The sequence below is a fragment of the Alexandriicola marinus genome, assembly GCF_004000435.1.
GTDB lineage: Bacteria > Pseudomonadota > Alphaproteobacteria > Rhodobacterales > Rhodobacteraceae > Alexandriicola > Alexandriicola marinus.
The window spans coordinates 65,318-84,129 of the sequence record NZ_RBVZ01000006.1 but is presented as its reverse complement, the minus strand read 5'-3'; the positions used below and the strand labels follow the sequence as shown (position 1 = coordinate 84,129).

Sequence of the window (18,812 nt, the reverse complement as noted above, 5' to 3'; positions counted from 1 at the left end):
ACCGGCCCGGCGGATCAAAGGCTCCGGCGGGCCTTCAATGCCGCGGTGATCGTGCCGTCATCGAGGTAGTCCAGTTCCCCCCCGACCGGCACGCCCTGCGCGAGGCTGGTGACCGACACACCCGGCAGCTGATCGGCGATGTAATGCGCCGTCGTCTGCCCGTCGATCGTGGCTGAAAGGGCAAGGATCACCTCGGTGATTTCCTCGGTGATGACCCGGTCAAGCAACTTGGGTATGCGCAGATCTTCGGGGCCGATCGCATCGAGGGCAGACAATGTGCCCCCAAGAACGTGGTAGCGCCCGGAAAAGACATTGGCCCGCTCCATCGCCCAGAGATCGGCCACATCCTCTACGACGCAGATCTGGCCCGAGGCGCGCTTGGGGTTGTCGCAGATGCCGCAGATGTCAGAGGTGCCGATATTTCCGCAATTCAGGCATTCGCGGGCCGTGCTGCCCACCGCCTGCATTGCCTGCGCAAGCGGCAACATCAGCTTTCCACGTTTCTGGATCAGGTGCAGAACCGCACGCCGGGCCGAGCGGGGGCCAAGCCCCGGCAGCCGCGCCATAAGATCAATCAGCGCCTCGATATCTTCGCTGGGACCGTCCGTCATGCCGGGCGCTCCGCCGGTTCGCGCCCCCTCAGAACGGGAGCTTCATATCCGCGGGCAGGCCCATGCTTTCGGTGATCTTGCGCATCTCGTCCTGCGCCTTCTGGCTGGCCTTGACCTGCGCATCCTTGATCGCGGCAAGGATCAGATCCTCGACCACTTCCTTTTCGGAGGCGTCGAAGATCGATGGGTCGATGTTCAGCGCCGTCAATTCGCCCTTGGCCGTGGCCGTGGCCTTGACCAGCCCGGCCCCGCTTTCGCCCTCGACGGTCATCGTCTCGAGGTCTTCCTGGACCTGGGCCATCTTGCTTTGCATTTCCTGGGCGGCCTTCATCATCTTGGCCATGTCGCCCATCTGGCCCAATCCCTTGAACATCGACGGTCTCCTCGTTCGTGCGCTTTAGTCAAACTAGGTTTGCCGGGGCTGCTCTACAAGGCGAAACATCCTCGCGGGGCGTCCGGGTTCCGGTTCAGTCTTCCTCGAAGGGATCCCATTCCTCGTCGACCTCGGGCAGGGCATCTTCGCTGGCCTCGGTCGCGATGTCTTCGCTGCTCTTGATCGCGCTGATCCGGGCCTTCGGAAAGGCGGAAAAGACTGCCTGCACAAGGGGATGTTCCTCGGCCTCGGCGCGCAGGGCGGCTTCTTCGGCGTCGCGGGTTTCGGCGATGGTAGGGGCGCCACCTTCGCTGACGACAGAGATCGCCCAGCGATTGCCTGTCCACGCCTGAAGGCGCGAGCCAAGCCGCTGCGCCAGATCGGCCACCGCGCCCTCGGCCGGCTGAAACTCGATCCGCCCCGGGGAATACCGGACAAGCCGCAGGCCCGTTTCGACCTCGACCAGAAGCTTCACGTCGCGGTGTTGCCGGATCAGGGCGACCACGTCCTCGAACCGGCCGAACCGGGCAAGCGCCTCTTCGGCATCAACGGCAACGGCAAGGCGGGCCGATGGGCCCGACGGCGCGCTGTGGGTCGGGCCGGGCTGACGGCCACCGGGATCGGGGGGCGCCACCTGCGGCGCGCGCGGTTGCCCGCCGCCCCCGCCACCTGTCGGGGGAGGGCTGTCCTGCAACTTGCGCACCAGTTCTTCAGGGCTGGGCAGATCGGCCACATGGGTCAGCCGGATCACGGCCATCTCGGCGGCCATCATCGCGTTTGGCGCGGTGCCGACCTCGTCCAGCGCCTTGAGAAGCATCTGCCACATCCGCGTCAGAACACGCATCGGCAGGGCTTCGGCCATCGATTGACCACGTGCCCGTTCGTCCGGGCCGACGGTCGGATCATCCGCGGCCTCGGGCGTGATCTTGATCACGCTGACCCAATGCGCGATCTCCGCCAGATCACGCAGGATCGCCATCGGGTCGGCGCCGTCGGCATATTGGCCACCGAGTTCGGTCAGCGCGGCTGCGGCCTCGCCCCTGAGGATGTGATCGAAGAGGTCCATGACCCGTCCGCGATCCGCCAGCCCCAGCATCGCGCGCACCTGATCGGCGGTCGTTTCCCCCGCGCCATGACTGATCGCCTGATCCAGAAGCGATTGCGCATCCCGGGCCGAGCCTTCGGCGGCCCGGGTGATCAGCGCCAGCGCATCATCCGCGATCTGCGCGCCTTCGGCATCCGCGATCCGGCGCAGCATGGCGATCATCACCTCGGGTTCGATCCGGCGCAGATCGAACCGCTGGCACCGCGACAGGACGGTGACCGGCACCTTGCGGATCTCGGTGGTGGCAAAGATGAATTTCACATGCGCGGGCGGCTCCTCCAGCGTCTTGAGAAGCGCGTTGAACGCGCTTGTCGAGAGCATGTGAACCTCGTCGATAATGTAGATCTTGTAGCGCGCGGACGCCGCCCGGTAATGCACGCTGTCGATGATCTCGCGGATATCTCCCACGCCGGTCCGAGACGCCGCGTCCATCTCCATCACATCGACATGGCGGCCTTCCATGATCGCCACGCAATGTTCGCATTTGCCGCAGGGATCGGTGGTTGGACCGCCGGTTCCGTCCGGGCCGATGCAGTTCATACCCTTGGCGATGATCCGGGCCGTCGTCGTCTTACCCGTTCCCCGGATGCCCGTCATGATGAAGGCCTGCGCGATGCGGCCCGCCTCGAAGGCGTTTCGCAGCGTGCGCACCATAGCGTCCTGCCCGACAAGGTCGGCGAAGGTTTCAGGCCGGTATTTGCGGGCAAGCACCTGGTAGACGGGGGCGTCGGACATGTCGCGGGCTCCTTGGGGCGGCAGAGGCAACCTAAGGTCGGGGGAGGCGGGGGTAAAGCGCTGTGCTTGCCTGACAGGCGCGGCGCGGCTAGGCTGGTCCTGCCCAAGGGGAGGCATCCTGGTCCGCGGAAAGCCGTTTCCGGCACCCCAAGCACTGACCGAAAGCCGTTTCATCACGGTCTTTCTCATGCCCGGTTTGGCGGACCGGCGGGCGATGGATGAGGAAGACGATGACCCATTCCCTCGACAAGCTTCGCCGTTCGGCGAAAGACCTGCGGCGTTCGGCGCTGAACGGCGATGCCGCCGCGCAGAACCGAATCGCCGCGCAGCTGGACCCGCCCCCCGGGCCGGACAGGCTGCGTCATGCCGATTGTCTGCATGTCGTGGCCCGCGAGGCCGGCTACCCGAGTTGGCCGCAACTCAAGCTGAGCATCGAGACGCTTGGCCTTGATCGCGCGGCGCGCCTGCAAAGGCTCAAGATCGCGATTGCTCATGGGCAGACCGGCGTTGCCAAATCCCTGCTGGACGACACGCCCGATCTGGCAAAGGGCGTCTTCGGGCTGGAAGTCGCCATCTATGACCGGGAGGCGGTGGCCCGCGCGCTTGACCGCGACCCCGGACTGGCGACCCGGTTGGCGGGCCCTGTCCGCCCCATCGTTCATCTGGCCCGTTCGCGCATGATCCATGTCTGGCCCGACCGGGCAGAAGACATGATGGCCATTGCCGAGATGCTGCTGGCGCATGGCGCCGATGTGAACGATGCCCAGCCGCAAGAGGGCACGGACAATGGGCTCTCGGTTCTGTATCTGGCGATCGGTCATGCCGACAACATGACGCTGGGCAAATGGCTTCTGGATCACGGGGCCGAGCCAGATGACGGGGAGTCGCTTTATCATGCGACCGAGCTTGGCCATCACGAGGGGCTGCGGCTGCTTCTGGCTGCCGGGGCCCGGCCCTCGGGAACAAATGCCCTCCTGCGTGCGATCGATTTCGACGATGTGCAGGCGGTCTCGCTGTTGCTTGAGGCGGGCGCTGATCCCAATGAATACGACGCACGCGTGATCGGGGGCGAGCCGCCCTTCGTGATCCCCGTGTTGCATCAGCTTGCCCGGCGGGGCGCCTCGGCCGAGCTATGCGAACGCCTCCTCGGGGCCGGGGCCAATCCACGGGCCGAATGGCAGGGTGCCTCGGCCCATGCCTATGCGCAGGTTTTCGGCCACGCAGACCTCGCCCGCATGATTGCCGAGGCGGGGGGCACGGTTGACCTGACGCGGGAAGAAACGCTTCTGGCCGGCGCCGCTCGCGGGGACGTTCCTGCAGGCGAGTACATCAACCCGGAACGGCTTGCGCCGGCCTACCGCGATATACTGCGCGACCTCGTCTCCCTGCCCGGAAGACTCGATCACATGAAGGCGCTGGTCGCACTGGGGGTCGAATATGACCGGCCGGACGAGATGGGCCTGCCGCCGGTCCAGATCGCCGGATGGGAGGGTCTTCCCGCGACATTGGGCTGGCTGATCTCGCTGCGTCCGGATCTGACACGGATCAACGGATATGGTGGCACGCTCTTGACCACGATCCTGCATGGATCGGAAAATGCGCTGGCAAGGCCCGATCGCGACCACATCGAATGCCTGCGCCTCGTGCTTGACCATGGGGTCGCGCTGCCGCGGCAAGCGATCGAGTTCGCCGGCGATCCGGAGGTTGCGGCCTTCCTGTCGGACTGGGCAGAAGCGCATCCCGGACAGGTCGTGGAGGGAGTGGCCTGATGTGCGTTCAGAAGGATCAGCTCAATGGATGATTTCGCGATCTACCCGCTGGAGGCACTGGGCGGGACGCTTGCCCTGTCGCCGATGCCGGGCCGCACCCGGCATTATGGGGCGGATCGCGACAGGCTTCTGGCGTGGCGGCCCGATATCGTGCTGAGCATGTGCGAATTGCCCGAACTCGCGCGAAAGGGATCGGCGGGCCTGGGCGAGGATGTGACGGCCCAGGGCGGGACATGGCTGCATGTGCCGGTGGCCGATTTCGGCGTGCCGGCGTCTGACGCGGGGGCGTGGGCCGCGATCTCGGATCAGGTGCGCGAAACGCTCGCGGCGGGTGGGCGGGTCCTTGTCCATTGCTTCGGCGGGTGCGGCAGGTCGGGCATGGCCGCCCTGCGCATCCTCGTCGATGGCGGGATGGAGTCGGGCGCGGCGCTGGTCAGCCTCCGCCGCGCCCGGCCCTGTGCCGTCGAAACCGATGCCCAGATGAGTTGGGCAACCGGCGGCCAACTCACCTCGGCCCGGCCCTAGCGGCGCTTTGTTTCGCCGCGATCCTTACCGATGCGGTACATCTTGCCCAACTTGCGGAACCGGGCCCGGGCCTCGGCCACGGATTCGGAATTGAACCGGTCCTCCCGCTGAAGCTTGCGCCAGCGTTCAAGCCGGTCGGGGTCCAGATCGCCGGCCTCGATCGCGGCCTTGATGGCGCAGCCGGGCTCGCTTTCATGGGCGCAATCGTTGAACCGGCATTGCCCGGCCAGATCGGTGATCTCGGCAAAGACGGCGTCGATCCCATCGGACGCATCCGTCAGGGCAAGTTCGCGGATACCGGGGGTGTCGATCAGCCAGCCGCCGGCCAGCGTCGGACGCAGGGCGCGCGCCGTTGTCGTGTGCCGCCCCTTGGCATCATCCTCCCGGATATCCTGCGTCAGTTCGCTCAGACCGGTGAGGTGGTTCTGCAAGGTGGTCTTGCCCACCCCCGACGATCCGACCAGTGCAAGGGTCTGCCCCTTGCTGCACCACGGGGCCAGCCGATTGGCATCCTCCGGGTCCTTGGCGTTGATCGCGATGGCGGTCACCAGCGGCGACAGGCGCGCCGCGCGTTTGACCAGTTCATCGGCGTCATCCGACAGATCGGCCTTGGTCAGGACGATCAGCGGCAGGCACCCTGCCTGCGCCGTCATCGCCAGATATCGTTCCAGCCGGGCCTCGTTGAAATCGGCGTTGCAGGAGGTGACGACCGCAAGCGTATCGACATTGGCCGCGATCAGCTGGCGTCCGGCCTGTGGTCCGGCGGCCTTGCGCACGATCTCTGTCATCCGGTCGAGCCGGGTGATCACGCGGCTCCCGTCGTGAAGGACCCAGTCCCCCACGGCGTAAAGTCCGGTTTCGTCGGGCGTGACGAGTGTGATCTGGCCCTCTGGTGTCAGCACCGTCAGGTGGTCGCGTGATACCTCGATGACACGCGCGGGCGCGCCGACCGTCTCATCGTTGATCTGGCGCGCGAAATGATCCGTCCATCCCAGGACGGCGAGTTCTGATGTGTTCAAAGGAATGATCCCGAAAGAAGACAGCGTGATCCGGTTCGCTCCCGGCGTTCCGGACAGGGCATCTTCGGGCCGGCGGGTCTTACGCCCGTCCTGCCCGGAGGCTGACGACAATGGCCATGATATCCTCCTTGGCAAGGGATCGAGGTGAGAGGCTGGACAACGACCCAAGCGGGGCTCGTTACGGCTGCTTCCTTCCGGACCTGACCGGGTTGGCGAGGCGCCTGCCCGCGCCAACCTCTCGAGGCAGAACATAGGGGCCGAAGGACGGATTCGCAAGATGAAGCGAAGGCCCTCGCAGAGACGGGCGTTTCGCTGTATCGCGAGGGGATGAAGGGTCAGTTCGAAATCTTCCTCATGGGAACGCCGGGGCTCGAGCCCGGTCTCGAGGCCGAGGCCCGCGAGGCGGGCTTTGCCGTGCGTGGTGCAGTTCCGGGCGGCGTGACGCTGACCGGCGGGTGGCGCGATGTGATGCGCGCAAACCTCGAGCTGCGCGGCGCGGGCCGGGTTCTGGCGCGGGTGGCCTCGTTCAAGGTGATGAACCTGCCGCAACTGCATGAGCGGACAGAGGCCGTGGATTGGGCGGCCCTGTTGCGCACCGATGTGCCGATCCGCGTCGATGCAACCTGCAAGGCGTCGAAAATCTATCATCAGGGCGCCGTTGCCGAACGCGTGGGCCATGCCATTGCGCGTCAGACCGGCGTCCAGATCGGGGCGGACGGCCTGTCGATCAAGGTGCGGATCGAGCAGAACCGCGCGACCATCAGCGTCGACACCTCGGGTGAGCCGCTTCACCGTCGCGGCCACAAGGAGGCCGTGGGCAAGGCGCCGCTCCGCGAGACGCTTGCCGCCCTTTTCCTGCGGGAATGTGGCTACCGCGGAGACGAGCCGGTGATCGACCCGATGTGCGGTTCCGGAACCTTCGTTCTCGAAGCGGCCGAGATCGCGCTCGGCCTTCAGCCGGGTCGGGATCGCGCGTTCGATTTTGAAAAGCTCGCCCTTTTCGATCCCGATGAACTGGCGGCCCAGCGGCGCGCCGGCCAAGCCGAGACGCCGCACCATTTCCGTGGCTATGACCGGGATCGCGGCGTGATCGAGATGGCCCAAGCCAATGCCGTCCGCGCAGGTGTCGACGGCGCCACCGATTTTGCGGTGCAATCGGTGTCGGATCTGCGCAGGCCGGACGGCCCCCCGGGTCTCGTCATCGTCAATCCGCCCTACGGCGCCCGGATCGGGACCAAGTCCAGCTTGCAGGCCGTTTACGGTGCGCTCGGCCGGACCCTTTCCGAAAGGTTCTCGGGCTGGCGCGTGGGCCTAGTGACAAGCGAGCCGTCTCTTGCCAAGGCAACGAAGCTGCCCGGCCTGAAACCTGGCGTTCCCGTGCCGCACGGGGCGCTCAAGGTTCAGCTCTGGCAGACCGGGCCGTTGCCTTAATCGGGCTGGACGAGTTCCCTCTGGCGGGCCGCACGGTATTTCAGCGGGGTCTGGCCATAGGTCTGGCGGAACAGCTTGTGAAAATGGCTCAGGTTCGGGATGCCGCACTCTGCCGCGATATCGGCGAGGTTGTCATCCGATCCAAGCAATCGTCGCGACGCGAAGGCCATGCGCTGGGCGTTGATGTAATCCGTCGGGCTTTGCCCGAGGATCGCCTTGGCCGTGCGGCTCACATGGGGGTGGGCCTTGCCGGCCACGCGCACAAAACCGGCGGCCCCTTCGCGAAATACGTCAGGATCCCGCGCGGCCTCACATGCGGCGACAAGCCAGTCGGGCGCGTCGGCCGGTATCCTCGGGCCCGTCCCGACAAGCCGGGACATCAGCGGAAGCAGGAATGCCTCCGCCTCGAGAGCGTCGGTCCGCCCGCGTTCAAGTTGGAGCGCCGCGCGGTTGATCTCGGCCAGCTGGCGCGGCTCCCTGTGGAGCCGGACCGGCGCATCGCCATCGGCCCAGAACAATTCACCTCGCAGGGCTTCGTGTCTTTCGCCCATTGCGACGATCAACTCGGGCCGGAACACGACCGCGACAAGGATCGCTGCCTCCCCAAGTCCCTGAAGCGCGTGACTGTGGCCGGGGCTCACGAAAAGCAACGACCCTTCGCCCAGATCTTCCCGTCCGCCGGGCAGGTGATGCCGCACCCGCCCGTTCTGAACCCAGATAAGCTCGAAGAAATCCTGACTATGGAGTGCGCGTGGCCGTTTGGTCGACAGCGTCGATCGTGTCAGCCGCACACTTTCGCCGGGCGCCAAGATGTCGTCTATTCTGAGGGTAACAACCGTCATCACCGTATCCAAACGTAAACCTCTGGGACCTTATCGTCCACACGGCGGCAAGACCATGCGGCACATCGTGACGTCCGGTCCGAACCGCGCTATTGCAGGCGCGTCTGCACAAAAAGGATGCTTCGCCGATGCCATTCAACCGTTCCGTGAAGATCGCACCCTCGATCCTGTCTGCCGATTTCGCCGATTTCGGCCGCGAGATCGCCGCCGTCGAGGCACAGGGCGCCGACTGGATCCATGTCGACGTGATGGACGGGCATTTCGTTCCCAACCTGACCTTCGGCCCGGCCCTGTGCAAGGCGATCCGCCGGCACATCACGACGGTGATGGACGTTCACCTGATGATCGCGCCGGTCGATCCCTATATCGACGCCTTTGCCGACGCGGGCGCCGATATCCTGACGGCCCATGTCGAGGCCGGCCCCCACATCCACCGCACCTTGCAGGCCATTCGTGGCGCGGGGATGAAGGCCGGTGTCGCGCTCAATCCCGGCACGCCTGCCTCTGCGGTGGCCCATTGCCTCGATCTGGCCGATCTGGTCTGCGTGATGACGGTGAACCCGGGCTTTGGCGGCCAGAAGTTCCTCGACATGACCGGCAAGATCGCCGAGCTGCGCGCGATGATCGGGGATCGCGAGATCCATATCGAGGTCGATGGCGGCGTCGATCCCTCAACCGCACCTCAGGTCGTGGCGGCAGGCGCCGATGCCCTTGTCGCCGGGTCCGCGGTGTTCCGGGGCGGGTCGGTCGACAACCCGGCCCCTTACGGCGAGAACATCCGCGCGATCCGGCAATCCGTCGCCTGACCCTGAGGGCCGGGGCGCCTAGTCGCCCGCAGCCTCGCTCATCTTGCGGATCATCGCGACCCCGCTTTCGCCCAGCGGGACGATCGCAAAGGGCCCGCCAAGGCACATGTGTTGCGGGTCCTGCGGATCGGGCTTCAGGCCCTTGCCGAGCACCTTGTCGGCGTAATCCTCGGCGTTGTCCTTCGGCCGGTAGCCAAGGAACGAGGCCTTGGCATTCGACACCTGCGCGCGGTCATTGTTCGAGATGCCGAAAATCTCGGTGTAACCCACGGTCGGGCTGTCGATCGACCGGCTGACCAGCCGGACAAGGTCGGGGTAGCTCAGCCAGGTCGACAGGGCCCGGGCGTTGCCGGGCTCGGGCGTGCAGGAAAAGATGCGAAGCGATACCGTCTCGAGCCCGCGCTTTTCCCAATACATGCGGGCCATGTCCTCGGTGAAGCACTTGGCCAGACCATAGAAGGTATCGGGCCGGTGTCGGGCATCGAGGTCGATCCCTTCGTTCGCGCGATACATCCCGACCGAATGCACGGATGAGGAAAAGATCACCCGCCTGACGCCGGCGTGGTAGGCGCTTTCATAGATATTGTAGGCACCGATGAAATTCGGGCCAAGCAGCGTCTCGAACGGCCCCTCATCGACATAGGAGCCGAAATGCACGACCATCTCGGCGCCCTCCATCAGCGGCTCGATCTGGTCGCGTTCGGCGAGGTCGGCTTGAACGAAAGTCTCGTTCGGCAGGAGTGTTTCGGGCGCGGCGGCGATATCCGTCGACAGAAGGGTTTCCGCCATCCGGGACAATGGCTCGCGCAGGACGGTGCCAAGGGCGCCGCAGGCACCGGTCAGGACGATTTTCTTGAGCATGGTAACTCCCTTTCAGATGACAGCGGGTTCGATCAGGGGCCGGTTCTCTGCGATCCGGGTGACGGACAGGTCCGACAGGTCGAGGCTGCGCCACGCGCCGTGGATCAGCATCTCGGACAGGCCGCGCCCGATTGCGGGCGAATGCTGAAGACCGTGACCCGAGAACCCGTTGCAGAAGTGAAAATTCGTGATCTCGGGATGGGGCCCCAGAACGGCATTTTGATCGAGCGTGTTATAGTCGTAATGTCCCGCCCATGCGGTGCGCAGACGGATCCTCTCGAAGGCGGGCACCCGGGCGGCCAGCGTGGGCCAGACGCGGTCTTCCCAGATATCCCAATCCATCTCGAAATCGTCGGGTTGGACAGGCGCGTCGTCTGCGGGCGCGCAGCCCGCCAGATAGGTGCGCGGCCCGTCGCTGCGCACATGCAGGCCCGAGGGGTCGATGGTCAGGGGCAGGGCCACGGGCAGCGGATCCTCGGCCTCGAAAACAAAGCTGAAGCGTTTGCGTGGTTCGACCGGCAGGTCGAGGCCGGCCATCGCGGCAATCTCGGGTCCCCGCGTGCCCGCGCAATTCACGACCGCGCCGCAGGCCACCTCGTCGCCGGTATCGAGCATGACGGCGGAAATCCTTCTGCCATCCCGGCGAAGATCCGTCACGCGCGCGGTGACCCACTCCGCCCCCAGCGCGCGGCTTTTTCTGCGGAACCAGTCAAAGACGGTGCCACCATCGAAATAGCCCTCATCCACTGCATTATGCGAGCCGAGGGTCACGCCATCCAGGTCGTAGAACGGATATCTCTCGGCGATCTCAGCGGGCGAGAGGAGTTGCGTGGCGACCCCAAGGCCCGATTGCAGCGCATGGTTCTGCCGCAGCACATGTGCCATCGCCTCGCTTTGCGCGAGGTAGAGGTAACCGAACGACCAGACGGGAATGTCCGGCGCAGCCTCGTCTTCCATGAAGTTTCGGAAGTTATTGACGAATTCCGCGCCGAATTGCGAGGCCCGGATGTTCACCTCGGTTCCGAACTGCTGCCGGATGCAGGAATTCGTCAGGCTTGTCGCCGCTCGCTCATAGCCCGGTTCCGGCTCGATCACGAGCACGCGGCCCGTGAAATCGGGGTCGCGCAGCGTCCACCACGCGACGCTCGATCCCATGATCGCGCCGCCGATGATGACGATGTCGTAGCTGCCGTGACGGGGTGATGAAGTTGCACTCATGGCCGGACGCTAGCCGCTGCCCGCGCCGGAGAAAAGGGGGGCGATCGTCTCTTCGAACCGCAATCCGTCGCGTGCTGTCCGGAATGCCGGGGCTTCCCGGTGGCTGTGCTGGACATCGTCGTTCCTGGTCTCCGGAACATCGACGGCTTGGGCGGCTTGAGGGGCCTTGACCGGCAGCCATGCCTAGGCCTCCAAGAATCCGGCATTGGGCAGATCGGCCATCCGGACCATGGGGGAACGCGATCTGTCGCCCCCTTGTGATCGGGCCGGAAGACCATGTTCGCCGTGCCACCGTCGCGCTTTGGATCGGCCCGGACATACCGCTCTGCCTGTGGGCTGGTGCGGTCCCGGCGGCTTTCGATGTACCGCGGATGCTGATCCGAGCTATGCGACAGGACCTGATCGATCACGACCTTCACCACATCGGCGGGACACCGGCACAGGCGCTCCTGCGCTGTGACCGCGCCGAGATGATTGTCCGGGGCTCAACCGGTGGGTGCCGGGTGGCGTGTCTTTGGCAATCGACGAGCACTAGGGCTGGCTGAACCGCCACTCCGTCACCTGTTCGTAGGTGTCGCCGGGGGCGAGGTCGATGGCGGGGAAAGCCGGGTTGTTGGGCGCGTCGGGCCAGCCCTGCGGTTCGATCGCCAGCGCCTGATGGACCGGATCGCCCGGCCTGCCGGGCGCGCGGCCGTCAAAGATCTGAATGCCCGGTTCGGTCGTTGCGATGGCCATCGCCAGACCCGAGGTGCCGCGCAGCCACAGAACCTCGCGCAGGGCCGTCTTGCCACCCGTCAGACACAGGTTGTGATCAAGCTGCGTGTCCTCGGGCGTGATGATCCGGCCCTCGCGAAAATCGAATTGCGTGCCTGACACCGGCGCAATCTCGCCCGTGGGCAGGATCGCATCGTCAGCCGGCAGGTAATCCTCGGCGGCGACGCGCAGGTGATGCCCGGCCCAGCCGTCCGAGCCATCAAGGTTCCAATAGCTGTGATTGACCGGGTTCATCAGCGTGGGCGCATCCGTCGTTGCCCGAAGCGTCATCCTGAGCGTGGTGGGCGCCATCGCCTCGAACCGCGCCTCGATCGTGCGGTTGCCGGGAAACCCGCCTTCTCCGTCCGGCAGATCGCAGGTCAGTGTGACGGAGGATGCGTCGCGTTGCGCCACGGTCCAGATCTTGAGATGCGTCCCGCAGGAAGCCGAATGCAGGATATGCTTGCCGTCCTGATTGGCCTCGAATTCGTGAACCCGCCCCGCAATGGGCGCCTGTGCGTTGCGCAACCGGTTGGCCACTGGCGCAACGATCGCCCCGAAATACCCCATCCCGGCCTCGTAGTCGGCCAGCCTGTCCGACCCCAGCGTGACCCAGTGATCAACCCCGTCAAGGCGGAGGTCCTGCAGGATGCCGCCATAGGTCAGGATCGTCGCGCCAAGCCTGCCGTTCGATATGTCGATGGCATGGACCTCGCGCCCGTCCTTCGTTGTTCCGAAATGTCGCATCAGATCTCCTCCCAGAGAATGCCTGCGGCGGGAAGCGTCTTTCCTTCCCAGTCCAGCGGCTCGGCGGAATAGTTGAAGACAAAGCGCCGCCCGGCGGTGTCACGCAGGCGTAGCCCGTCGGGCAGGTCGCGCGGGCTCAGCCCGGCCTCGCGGGCAAGGTCTGACACGATGCCATGGAACGTCTCGTCATCGGGCCAGCCGGCAAGGTAATGCAGGGGCCCTGCAGAGGCGATCGCAGGATGGCCTGTCTTGGTCTGCCGGCGCGTTTTGGCGGTGCCCTCGACATGTTCGAACCAGCGGATGAACCGGCCTCCGCCCTCGAGGGGAACCTCGATCCCGGGGGGCAGGCTCTCGCTCAGCGCGACGGTGATATCGAGGCCCTCGATATTCGGCCCCATCGGGTCGGGGATCGACAAGTCCGGCGTCTTGGTATCGGTTCTGGGGCCAAGCAGGACTTGCGCAGCGGTGGCCGAGATCGCGCGTACAAGCGGCTGCCCGACCGTCAGCAGTCCCGGCGCCAGAACAAGCGCATATCCCGACAGGTCGGCAGTGTCGGGCGGCAGGATATCCACCGACAGCCCCGCCCGGCGAAGCGCCTTGTAGGCCGAAAACACGAGCCGGAAATAATCGAAATCGGCCCCCTGCGGCTGCGCCTCCCAGGCCCAGGCGCTGTCATAGTCGAAGATCAGCGCAACGGGTGCCTGCGCCTGCCCGATCTCGCCCAGATCGGCGATTTCGCCTGCGACCTGCATCACCTCGGCCAAGGCCGGCGCGGCGGCACTATCGGGCCGCAAGAGCCCCGCATGCATCTGTTCCTGTCCGAAAGGCGCCTGCCGCCAGCGGAAGAAACTCACGCATTCCGCGCCATGGGCAAAGGCCTCCCACGCCCAGAGCCTGCACATGCCGGGCAGGGGCGCGGGGTTCCACGGGGCCCAGTTCACGGGGCCGGGCTGCTGTTCCATCACCCACCAGCGGCCACGCCCCACGGCGCGGTAAAGATCATGGTGAAACGCCTGATTGTCCGGGTGGCCCTGTCGCAGAAAGGCGCGCTTGAAGGCCTCGGTCTCTTCCAGGCGGTCGGACAGAAACCCGATGGGATAGCTGTCCCAGCTTGCAATATCGAGGTCGGCCCCGACGGCGAAATGATCGAAATCGAGAATCCGGCCCATGTAGTTGTGGGCAATCGGCGCGTCAGAGCATTTCCGGATTTCCTCGGTCTGGATGCGGTTGAAGGCCACCACCTGATCCGAGGAATAGCGCCGGAAGGCCAGAAGATGCGGATGGTTCGGTTCGGTCACCGTCAGGTTCGGCAGGCCCACCTGATCGAAGCTGTCATACTCCATCGACCAGAAGACATTGCCCCACGCCCGGTTGAGCGCATCCGTCGATTGATAGCGTTGCGCAAGCCAGTCGCGGAACCCGTCGCGGGCCGCGTCGGAATAGCTCAGAACCGTGTCATGGCAGCCGTATTCATTGTCGGTCTGCCATGCCGCGATATGCGGGTTGCGGCCATATCGCTCTGCCAGCAACCGGGTGATCCGGCGGCTTTCCTCGCGGTAGCCCATATGGGAAAAGCAATAGTGCCGCCGCGAACCGAACCCCCGGGGCCGGCCCTTCGCATCCAAGGCCAACATGTCCGGATGGCGATCCAGCATCCAGCGGGGCGGCGTTGCGGTGGGTGTGCCCAGAACGACGCGAAGCCCCGCCGCGCCCAGGGTCTCGATCGCGCGATCCAGCCAGCCCCAGTCGAACCGGCCCGGTTCCGGCTCCATCCGGGACCAGGCGAATTCCCCGATCCGGACCCAGAGGATCCCGGCCTCGACCATGCGGGCCGCGTCACTGGCCCAGACGTCCTCGGGCCAGTGTTCGGGATAATAGCAAACGCCAAGGGTCGGCTTCACGAGACACCCTTTCCGGTGCGGGTCAGAGGATCACCCGGTGCTCGGCCTGTCCCTTATGCGGTGTGTCGACCGAGAAGGTCTGCCCGGAGAGGGGGAAGGCAGCGACCGTCGGCTGCGACAGCCCGACAGCGGCGGAAGTGCAGAACATGGTCGTAAGGTCAGGCCCGCCGAAAGCCGGGCAGCTGGTCTGGGGGGCCGGAAACTCGAATGCGCCGATCTCCTGTCCCGATAGGTCATATCCCGCGACGCGGTGGCTGCCCCATTGGGCGTTCCACAGGATGCCATCCTGATCGACGACGGCGCCATCGGGGTTGTGCCCCGCCTCCCGCAGGTCGATGTGAACCGAGGGTTCGCCCACAGGCCAGCCATCGGCGTCGAGTGAGACGCGCATGATCAGCTGGGTCGGTGTGTCGGCGAAATATGCCGTATTGCCATCGGGGGCGAAACAGATGGCGTTCGGTATGCTGATCGGGGCATAGAGCCGCCGCAACTCGCCCTTGTAGAACCGCCAGATCGCGCCGGCGCCGTCCTCGCCCTCCTTGCCCATCGTTCCGATCCAGAAGCCGCCCTGCGGATCGGCGCGCCCGTCATTCGAGCGGGTCACGGGATTGTCGGCCTCGAGCGCGACCACGGTCTCGCGCGCGCCGCTGGACAGCGAAAACCGGATCAGCGCGGTTTCCGAGGCGACAAGCAGCGTGTCGTCATCGACCCATCCCGCGGCCGAGACGAATTCTCCGAAGTTCCAGTTCTGCCCTTTGCGGTGAAGCCGCTGGCCGAGGATGTCGAACCAGAAGAATTCCCCACGGGTGGGATGCCACAGGGGGCCTTCCCCCAGAAGACAGGCGGTATCGTCATAGATCATGAGCTGCATTCCTCCATGGCCGCGTCATAAGCGGATACGATGTCTTTCGCGCGTGTGGCGATGTCCGCCACCGGCATTCCGGGTGTGTAGAGCGCCGTGCCGATCCCGAAACCGTCGGCCGAGGCCCGGATCCAGTCGGCGAAATTCGCAGGGCCCGCGCCACCGACGGCATAGACCTGTGTGCCGGGCGGCAGGACCGCCCGCATGGCCTTGATGCCGCCGGGCCCGATCAGGGAGGCGGGAAAGATCTTCAGCCCGTCCGCCCCGGCCTTCAGCGCGGCAAAGCATTCGCTGGGCGTCATGACGCCGGGCCAGCTTTGCATGCCTTCGGTCTTGGTCGCGACGATCACGCGCTGATCGCAATTCGGGGACACGACCAGCCTGCCGCCCGCTTGTGCCACGCGACCCACCTCTTCGACGGCCAGAACAGTGCCCGCGCCGATCAGGGCCTCGTCGCCATGGGCGCGGGCCATCGCCGCAATACTGTCATAAGGGTCGGGCGAGTTCAGGGGCACTTCGATCCGGGTGATCCCCGCCTCGATCAATGTGGCGCAGGCCGATGGTGCATCGGCGGGGGTGATCCCCCGCAGGATCGCGATGATATTGCGCATCAGGCGCCTCCCTTCCAGTTTCGCCAGGCGGAAGTCAGCCCCGCAAGCGTGATCCGGTCCGCGTCGACAATGGTCGCCGGCGCGCCCTGTTTGCCAAGCGCCCGGACATAAAGCGACGACAGCCGCCGTGCCCCGATCACGGCGATCTGGCGGCCAAGCCAGTAGGGCCGGACAGACGCCAGTTCTGCCCCGATAAGCAGCCCCGAAAGCGTGGCACGCCCCGCCCCCGGCGCCGGATCGGACAGGAGCCCGGCCGCACGAATGCCGAAAAGCCGCGAGGCCAGCCGCTCGGGCCGCGAAATCGCGTCGGAGAGTGCGGCGTCGAAGGCATCATCCGACCATTCTTCGCCGCCGACCGAATGCCGCAGCACCGTGTGGCCGGAAATCGCGGCAAACAGGTCGCCGGACATGGCGGTCTGGAAACTGACCACTTCGCCCGCGCTGACCTCGACCCATTTGGTATGGGTGCCCGGCAGGCAGAGAATCCCGTCCCAGCCGGGGTTGAGCGCGAGGAACCCCGCGATCTGGGTCTCTTCTCCGCGCATCACGTCGGGCGGGGTCTTCTGGCTCATGCCCGGCACGATCAGGACCTTCAGTCCCGGTGTCGTCGTCGGTGCGCGGGTCAACTGGGCGCCGAGCGGTTCGGCTGGCACCGGCGTATATGCGGCTTCGGTCCAGCCCTGTCGTGCGCCGACCATGCCGCAGGCGATCGCCGTCGTGGGGCCGTCGATCCAGTCCCCGGCCAGGTCCAGCAGGGCCGGTTCAAAGTCCTCGGGCGTAAGCCGCCCCATTCCGGCATCGGACGTGCGTTCATCCAGCACGCTGCCCGAGCCCGACATCGCCCAGCCGCGCAGATGCGTCGTGCCCCAGTCCAATGCGATCCAGTCTGCTGACATGTCTACCCCGTCGAGATCACGCCGGCATCGACGGCGACCACCTGACCGGTGATCATCGCGCTGGCGGCAGAAGCCAGAAACAGCGTCGGGCCGACGAGGTCGGCGGGGCCGATGCGCTGCTTGAGGCATTGCTTTTCCATGAACCGGGTGATCGATTCCTCGGTCACCCACATGTCGAGTTGTTTCTGGGTCAGAACCATACCCGGCGCAATCGCATTGACGCGGATCCCGTCCCGGCCCCATTCCCGCGCCAGCGCCCGTGTCATGCCGACGATCCCCGCGTTCGAGGTCACGTAAGGCGACATCCGTTCGCTGCCCAGCGCATAGGTAATCGACGAATAGTTGATGATCGACCCGCCGCCTTGCGCCCGCATCATCCGGGCTGCGGTCTGTGCGGCAAAGAAGTAATGCGTCAGGTTGACGGCGATCATCGCTTCCCATGTCTCGGGTGTGACGGTGTCGGCCTCCATCCGCATGTCATTGGCGGCGCAATTGACGAGGATCGAGATGGGCCCGTGCGCGCCTGCGGCCTGCTCCATCGCGGCGGTCAGTGCCGGGGTGTCTGTCACGTCACATTGGACGAACATCGGTTCGGTCCCGTGCTCGGCGCGGATGCGCGCGCCCAGATCAGAGCCGTCCAGCAGATCGGCCGCCGCGACGCGTGCGCCCTGCGCGGCAAAGCCCTCGGTCAGGGCCCCGCCGATGCCACTGGCCCCGCCGGTGATGAACACCGACGCACCCTCAAGATCGCCGAAGCGCGCAGCCTTTGACATCCGACACCTCCTCCTCCGGGCGGAGGTTCCACCGCTGTGGTCCGGGATGCAAGATCAGGATCGCGGAAATCTGTCCGGGTATCAAAGGTCAGGCGACGTTTCAGCGTTTGCCGTAGTAAAGGCCCACCACATGCTCGGCCTCTGCGAAGAACAGCCAGCGGGACGCGAAGAGCCCCGCCAGGTGAAACAGCACGGCCAGCGCCGCGAGCATGTGGCTGAACGGCAGGAGCATCAAGAGGATCGGCACGCCAAAGCCCGAAGCCAGCGCGATCACCCTCAGGTTCCGACTGTGCTTGCGGCCGATCACGTGGACGAATTCCCGCAAGAGGTAGTTGGTGCCCGTATGCGGCGGCTCGAACGCGCGGACGGTGCCCGTCGTGCCAAGGCCCGTGGCCGATGCGATATCGGTGCCCGACCGGGCAAGCCGGCTGTCGCCGTCGATCCAGGTATAGACCTGGATCGTGCCCGCGATCGCAAGCAGGGGCAGGGCGATCATGATCTCGCCCGCCAGAAGCGCGCCCCCGGCCAGCGAGAAACTCAGGAACATGGCTGGCGTGCTCCAGTGGTGCCAGCGCGGCACGGCGCGGATCTGCGCGTAGATCATCGAGGTCGTCAGCACGGTGCCGATCGACAAAAGCGCGCCGATCCAGCCGAGGAGGGCGATCCGCGTCCCGAAGAACACCAGCCCCGCGCCATAAAGCGCCATGACGATCAGCGCGGCGACCGAGGCCCAGGCCTCGCGGCTGAGCCAGCTGCTCCGCCACTGGGTAAAGGCCTTCAGCGCCCGTTCCGGGTGGCCGAGGTGAAAGGTCGACGCCAGAAGCCCACCCACCGCCAGCAGATAGGCGATCACGAAGAAGACGAAGGCGACCCAGCCCGTGGGCGCCAGAACCCCCAGACCAAGCCAGAACAACAGCCCGAAGCCAAGACCGGAGAGCGAGGTGAAGATGATGACGGAGGGTGCGGGATGCATG

The 18,812-nt window shown here is 65.8% G+C and carries 18 protein-coding genes and 1 other RNA gene; 4 read left to right on the top strand and 15 right to left on the bottom strand.

Going from position 1 to position 18,812, the window contains the following annotated elements:
• Positions 1-14: 14 nt before the first annotated feature.
• The 3 genes from recR to EP376_RS16525 all read right to left on the bottom strand — a co-directional run bounded on the left by recR (position 15) and on the right by EP376_RS16525 (position 2,824).
• The gene (recR, locus tag EP376_RS16535; protein WP_127656725.1) at positions 15-611 is read right to left on the bottom strand and encodes a recombination mediator RecR; all 597 of its coding nucleotides are present in this window, start codon (positions 609-611) and stop codon (positions 15-17) included.
• Between the two features lie 28 nt (positions 612-639).
• Entirely contained in the window at positions 640-984 is a 345-nt protein-coding gene (locus EP376_RS16530; protein WP_127656724.1) for a YbaB/EbfC family nucleoid-associated protein, read from the bottom strand.
• Between the two features lie 94 nt (positions 985-1,078).
• Positions 1,079-2,824, bottom strand: a complete 1,746-nt coding sequence (locus EP376_RS16525; protein WP_127656723.1) for a DNA polymerase III subunit gamma/tau — start codon at positions 2,822-2,824, stop codon at positions 1,079-1,081.
• Positions 2,825-3,054: 230 nt separating this feature from the next.
• Between EP376_RS16525 and EP376_RS16520 the strand changes: the two genes are divergently transcribed.
• Positions 3,055-4,593, top strand: a complete 1,539-nt coding sequence (locus EP376_RS16520) for an ankyrin repeat domain-containing protein (RefSeq protein ID WP_127656722.1) — start codon at positions 3,055-3,057, stop codon at positions 4,591-4,593.
• Between the two features lie 24 nt (positions 4,594-4,617).
• Positions 4,618-5,118 (top strand): phosphatase domain-containing putative toxin, encoded by a 501-nt coding sequence (locus EP376_RS16515; protein WP_127656721.1) that lies wholly within the window; start codon positions 4,618-4,620, stop codon positions 5,116-5,118.
• On the opposite strand, the gene rsgA is transcribed toward EP376_RS16515, so the two are convergent.
• Both rsgA and ffs read right to left on the bottom strand, forming a co-directional pair.
• Positions 5,115-6,248, bottom strand: a complete 1,134-nt coding sequence (gene rsgA / locus EP376_RS16510; RefSeq protein ID WP_338068407.1) for a ribosome small subunit-dependent GTPase A — start codon at positions 6,246-6,248, stop codon at positions 5,115-5,117. The two genes, EP376_RS16515 and rsgA, sit on opposite strands and share 4 nt — an antisense overlap.
• 32 nt (positions 6,249-6,280) lie before the next feature.
• An RNA gene (ffs, locus tag EP376_RS16505) (signal recognition particle sRNA small type) lies at positions 6,281-6,377 on the bottom strand.
• Between the two features lie 87 nt (positions 6,378-6,464).
• Here ffs and EP376_RS16500 point away from each other — a divergent pair.
• Positions 6,465-7,568 carry a THUMP domain-containing class I SAM-dependent RNA methyltransferase gene (locus EP376_RS16500; protein WP_127656720.1) on the top strand — a complete coding sequence of 368 codons (1,104 nt, stop codon included), beginning with the start codon at positions 6,465-6,467 and terminating at the stop codon, positions 7,566-7,568.
• Here the strand turns inward: EP376_RS16500 and EP376_RS16495 are convergent.
• Entirely contained in the window at positions 7,565-8,410 is an 846-nt protein-coding gene (locus tag EP376_RS16495) for a helix-turn-helix transcriptional regulator (RefSeq protein WP_127656719.1), read from the bottom strand. The two genes, EP376_RS16500 and EP376_RS16495, sit on opposite strands and share 4 nt — an antisense overlap.
• 128 nt (positions 8,411-8,538) lie before the next feature.
• On the opposite strand from EP376_RS16495, the gene rpe reads away from it, so the two are divergent.
• Positions 8,539-9,216: a ribulose-phosphate 3-epimerase gene (gene rpe / locus EP376_RS16490; RefSeq protein WP_127656718.1), complete on the top strand. Its 678-nt coding sequence runs from the start codon at positions 8,539-8,541 to the stop codon at positions 9,214-9,216.
• Positions 9,217-9,234: 18 nt separating this feature from the next.
• Here rpe and EP376_RS16485 read toward each other — a convergent pair whose 3' ends face one another.
• From EP376_RS16485 to EP376_RS16445, 9 genes are all read right to left on the bottom strand, one after another.
• Complete coding sequence (locus EP376_RS16485; RefSeq protein WP_127656717.1) at positions 9,235-10,077, bottom strand: NAD-dependent epimerase/dehydratase family protein; 843 nt, start codon at positions 10,075-10,077, stop codon at positions 9,235-9,237.
• A 12-nt stretch (positions 10,078-10,089) separates the two neighbouring features.
• Complete coding sequence (locus EP376_RS16480) at positions 10,090-11,295, bottom strand: NAD(P)/FAD-dependent oxidoreductase (protein WP_127656716.1); 1,206 nt, start codon at positions 11,293-11,295, stop codon at positions 10,090-10,092.
• Positions 11,296-11,826: 531 nt separating this feature from the next.
• Positions 11,827-12,795, bottom strand: coding sequence for an aldose epimerase family protein (locus EP376_RS16475; RefSeq protein ID WP_127656715.1), 969 nt, complete (start codon positions 12,793-12,795; stop codon positions 11,827-11,829).
• Positions 12,795-14,696, bottom strand: coding sequence for a beta-galactosidase (locus EP376_RS16470; protein WP_127656714.1), 1,902 nt, complete (start codon positions 14,694-14,696; stop codon positions 12,795-12,797). The genes EP376_RS16475 and EP376_RS16470 overlap by 1 nt, the downstream gene beginning before the upstream one ends.
• A gap of 22 nt (positions 14,697-14,718) precedes the next feature.
• The gene (locus EP376_RS16465; protein ID WP_127656713.1) at positions 14,719-15,558 is read right to left on the bottom strand and encodes an SMP-30/gluconolactonase/LRE family protein; all 840 of its coding nucleotides are present in this window, start codon (positions 15,556-15,558) and stop codon (positions 14,719-14,721) included.
• Positions 15,555-16,172, bottom strand: coding sequence for a 2-dehydro-3-deoxy-6-phosphogalactonate aldolase (locus EP376_RS16460; RefSeq protein ID WP_127656712.1), 618 nt, complete (start codon positions 16,170-16,172; stop codon positions 15,555-15,557). Before EP376_RS16460 ends, EP376_RS16465 begins: the two co-directional genes overlap by 4 nt.
• On the bottom strand, positions 16,169-17,065 hold the full coding sequence (locus tag EP376_RS16455; RefSeq protein ID WP_127656711.1) for a 2-dehydro-3-deoxygalactonokinase: 897 nt from the start codon (positions 17,063-17,065) through the stop codon (positions 16,169-16,171). Before EP376_RS16455 ends, EP376_RS16460 begins: the two co-directional genes overlap by 4 nt.
• 2 nt (positions 17,066-17,067) lie before the next feature.
• Positions 17,068-17,838, bottom strand: a complete 771-nt coding sequence (locus tag EP376_RS16450; RefSeq protein WP_127656710.1) for an SDR family NAD(P)-dependent oxidoreductase — start codon at positions 17,836-17,838, stop codon at positions 17,068-17,070.
• A gap of 100 nt (positions 17,839-17,938) precedes the next feature.
• Positions 17,939-18,811, bottom strand: coding sequence for a dimethyl sulfoxide reductase anchor subunit family protein (locus tag EP376_RS16445; RefSeq protein ID WP_127656709.1), 873 nt, complete (start codon positions 18,809-18,811; stop codon positions 17,939-17,941).
• Between the last annotated feature and the right edge of the window lies 1 nt (position 18,812).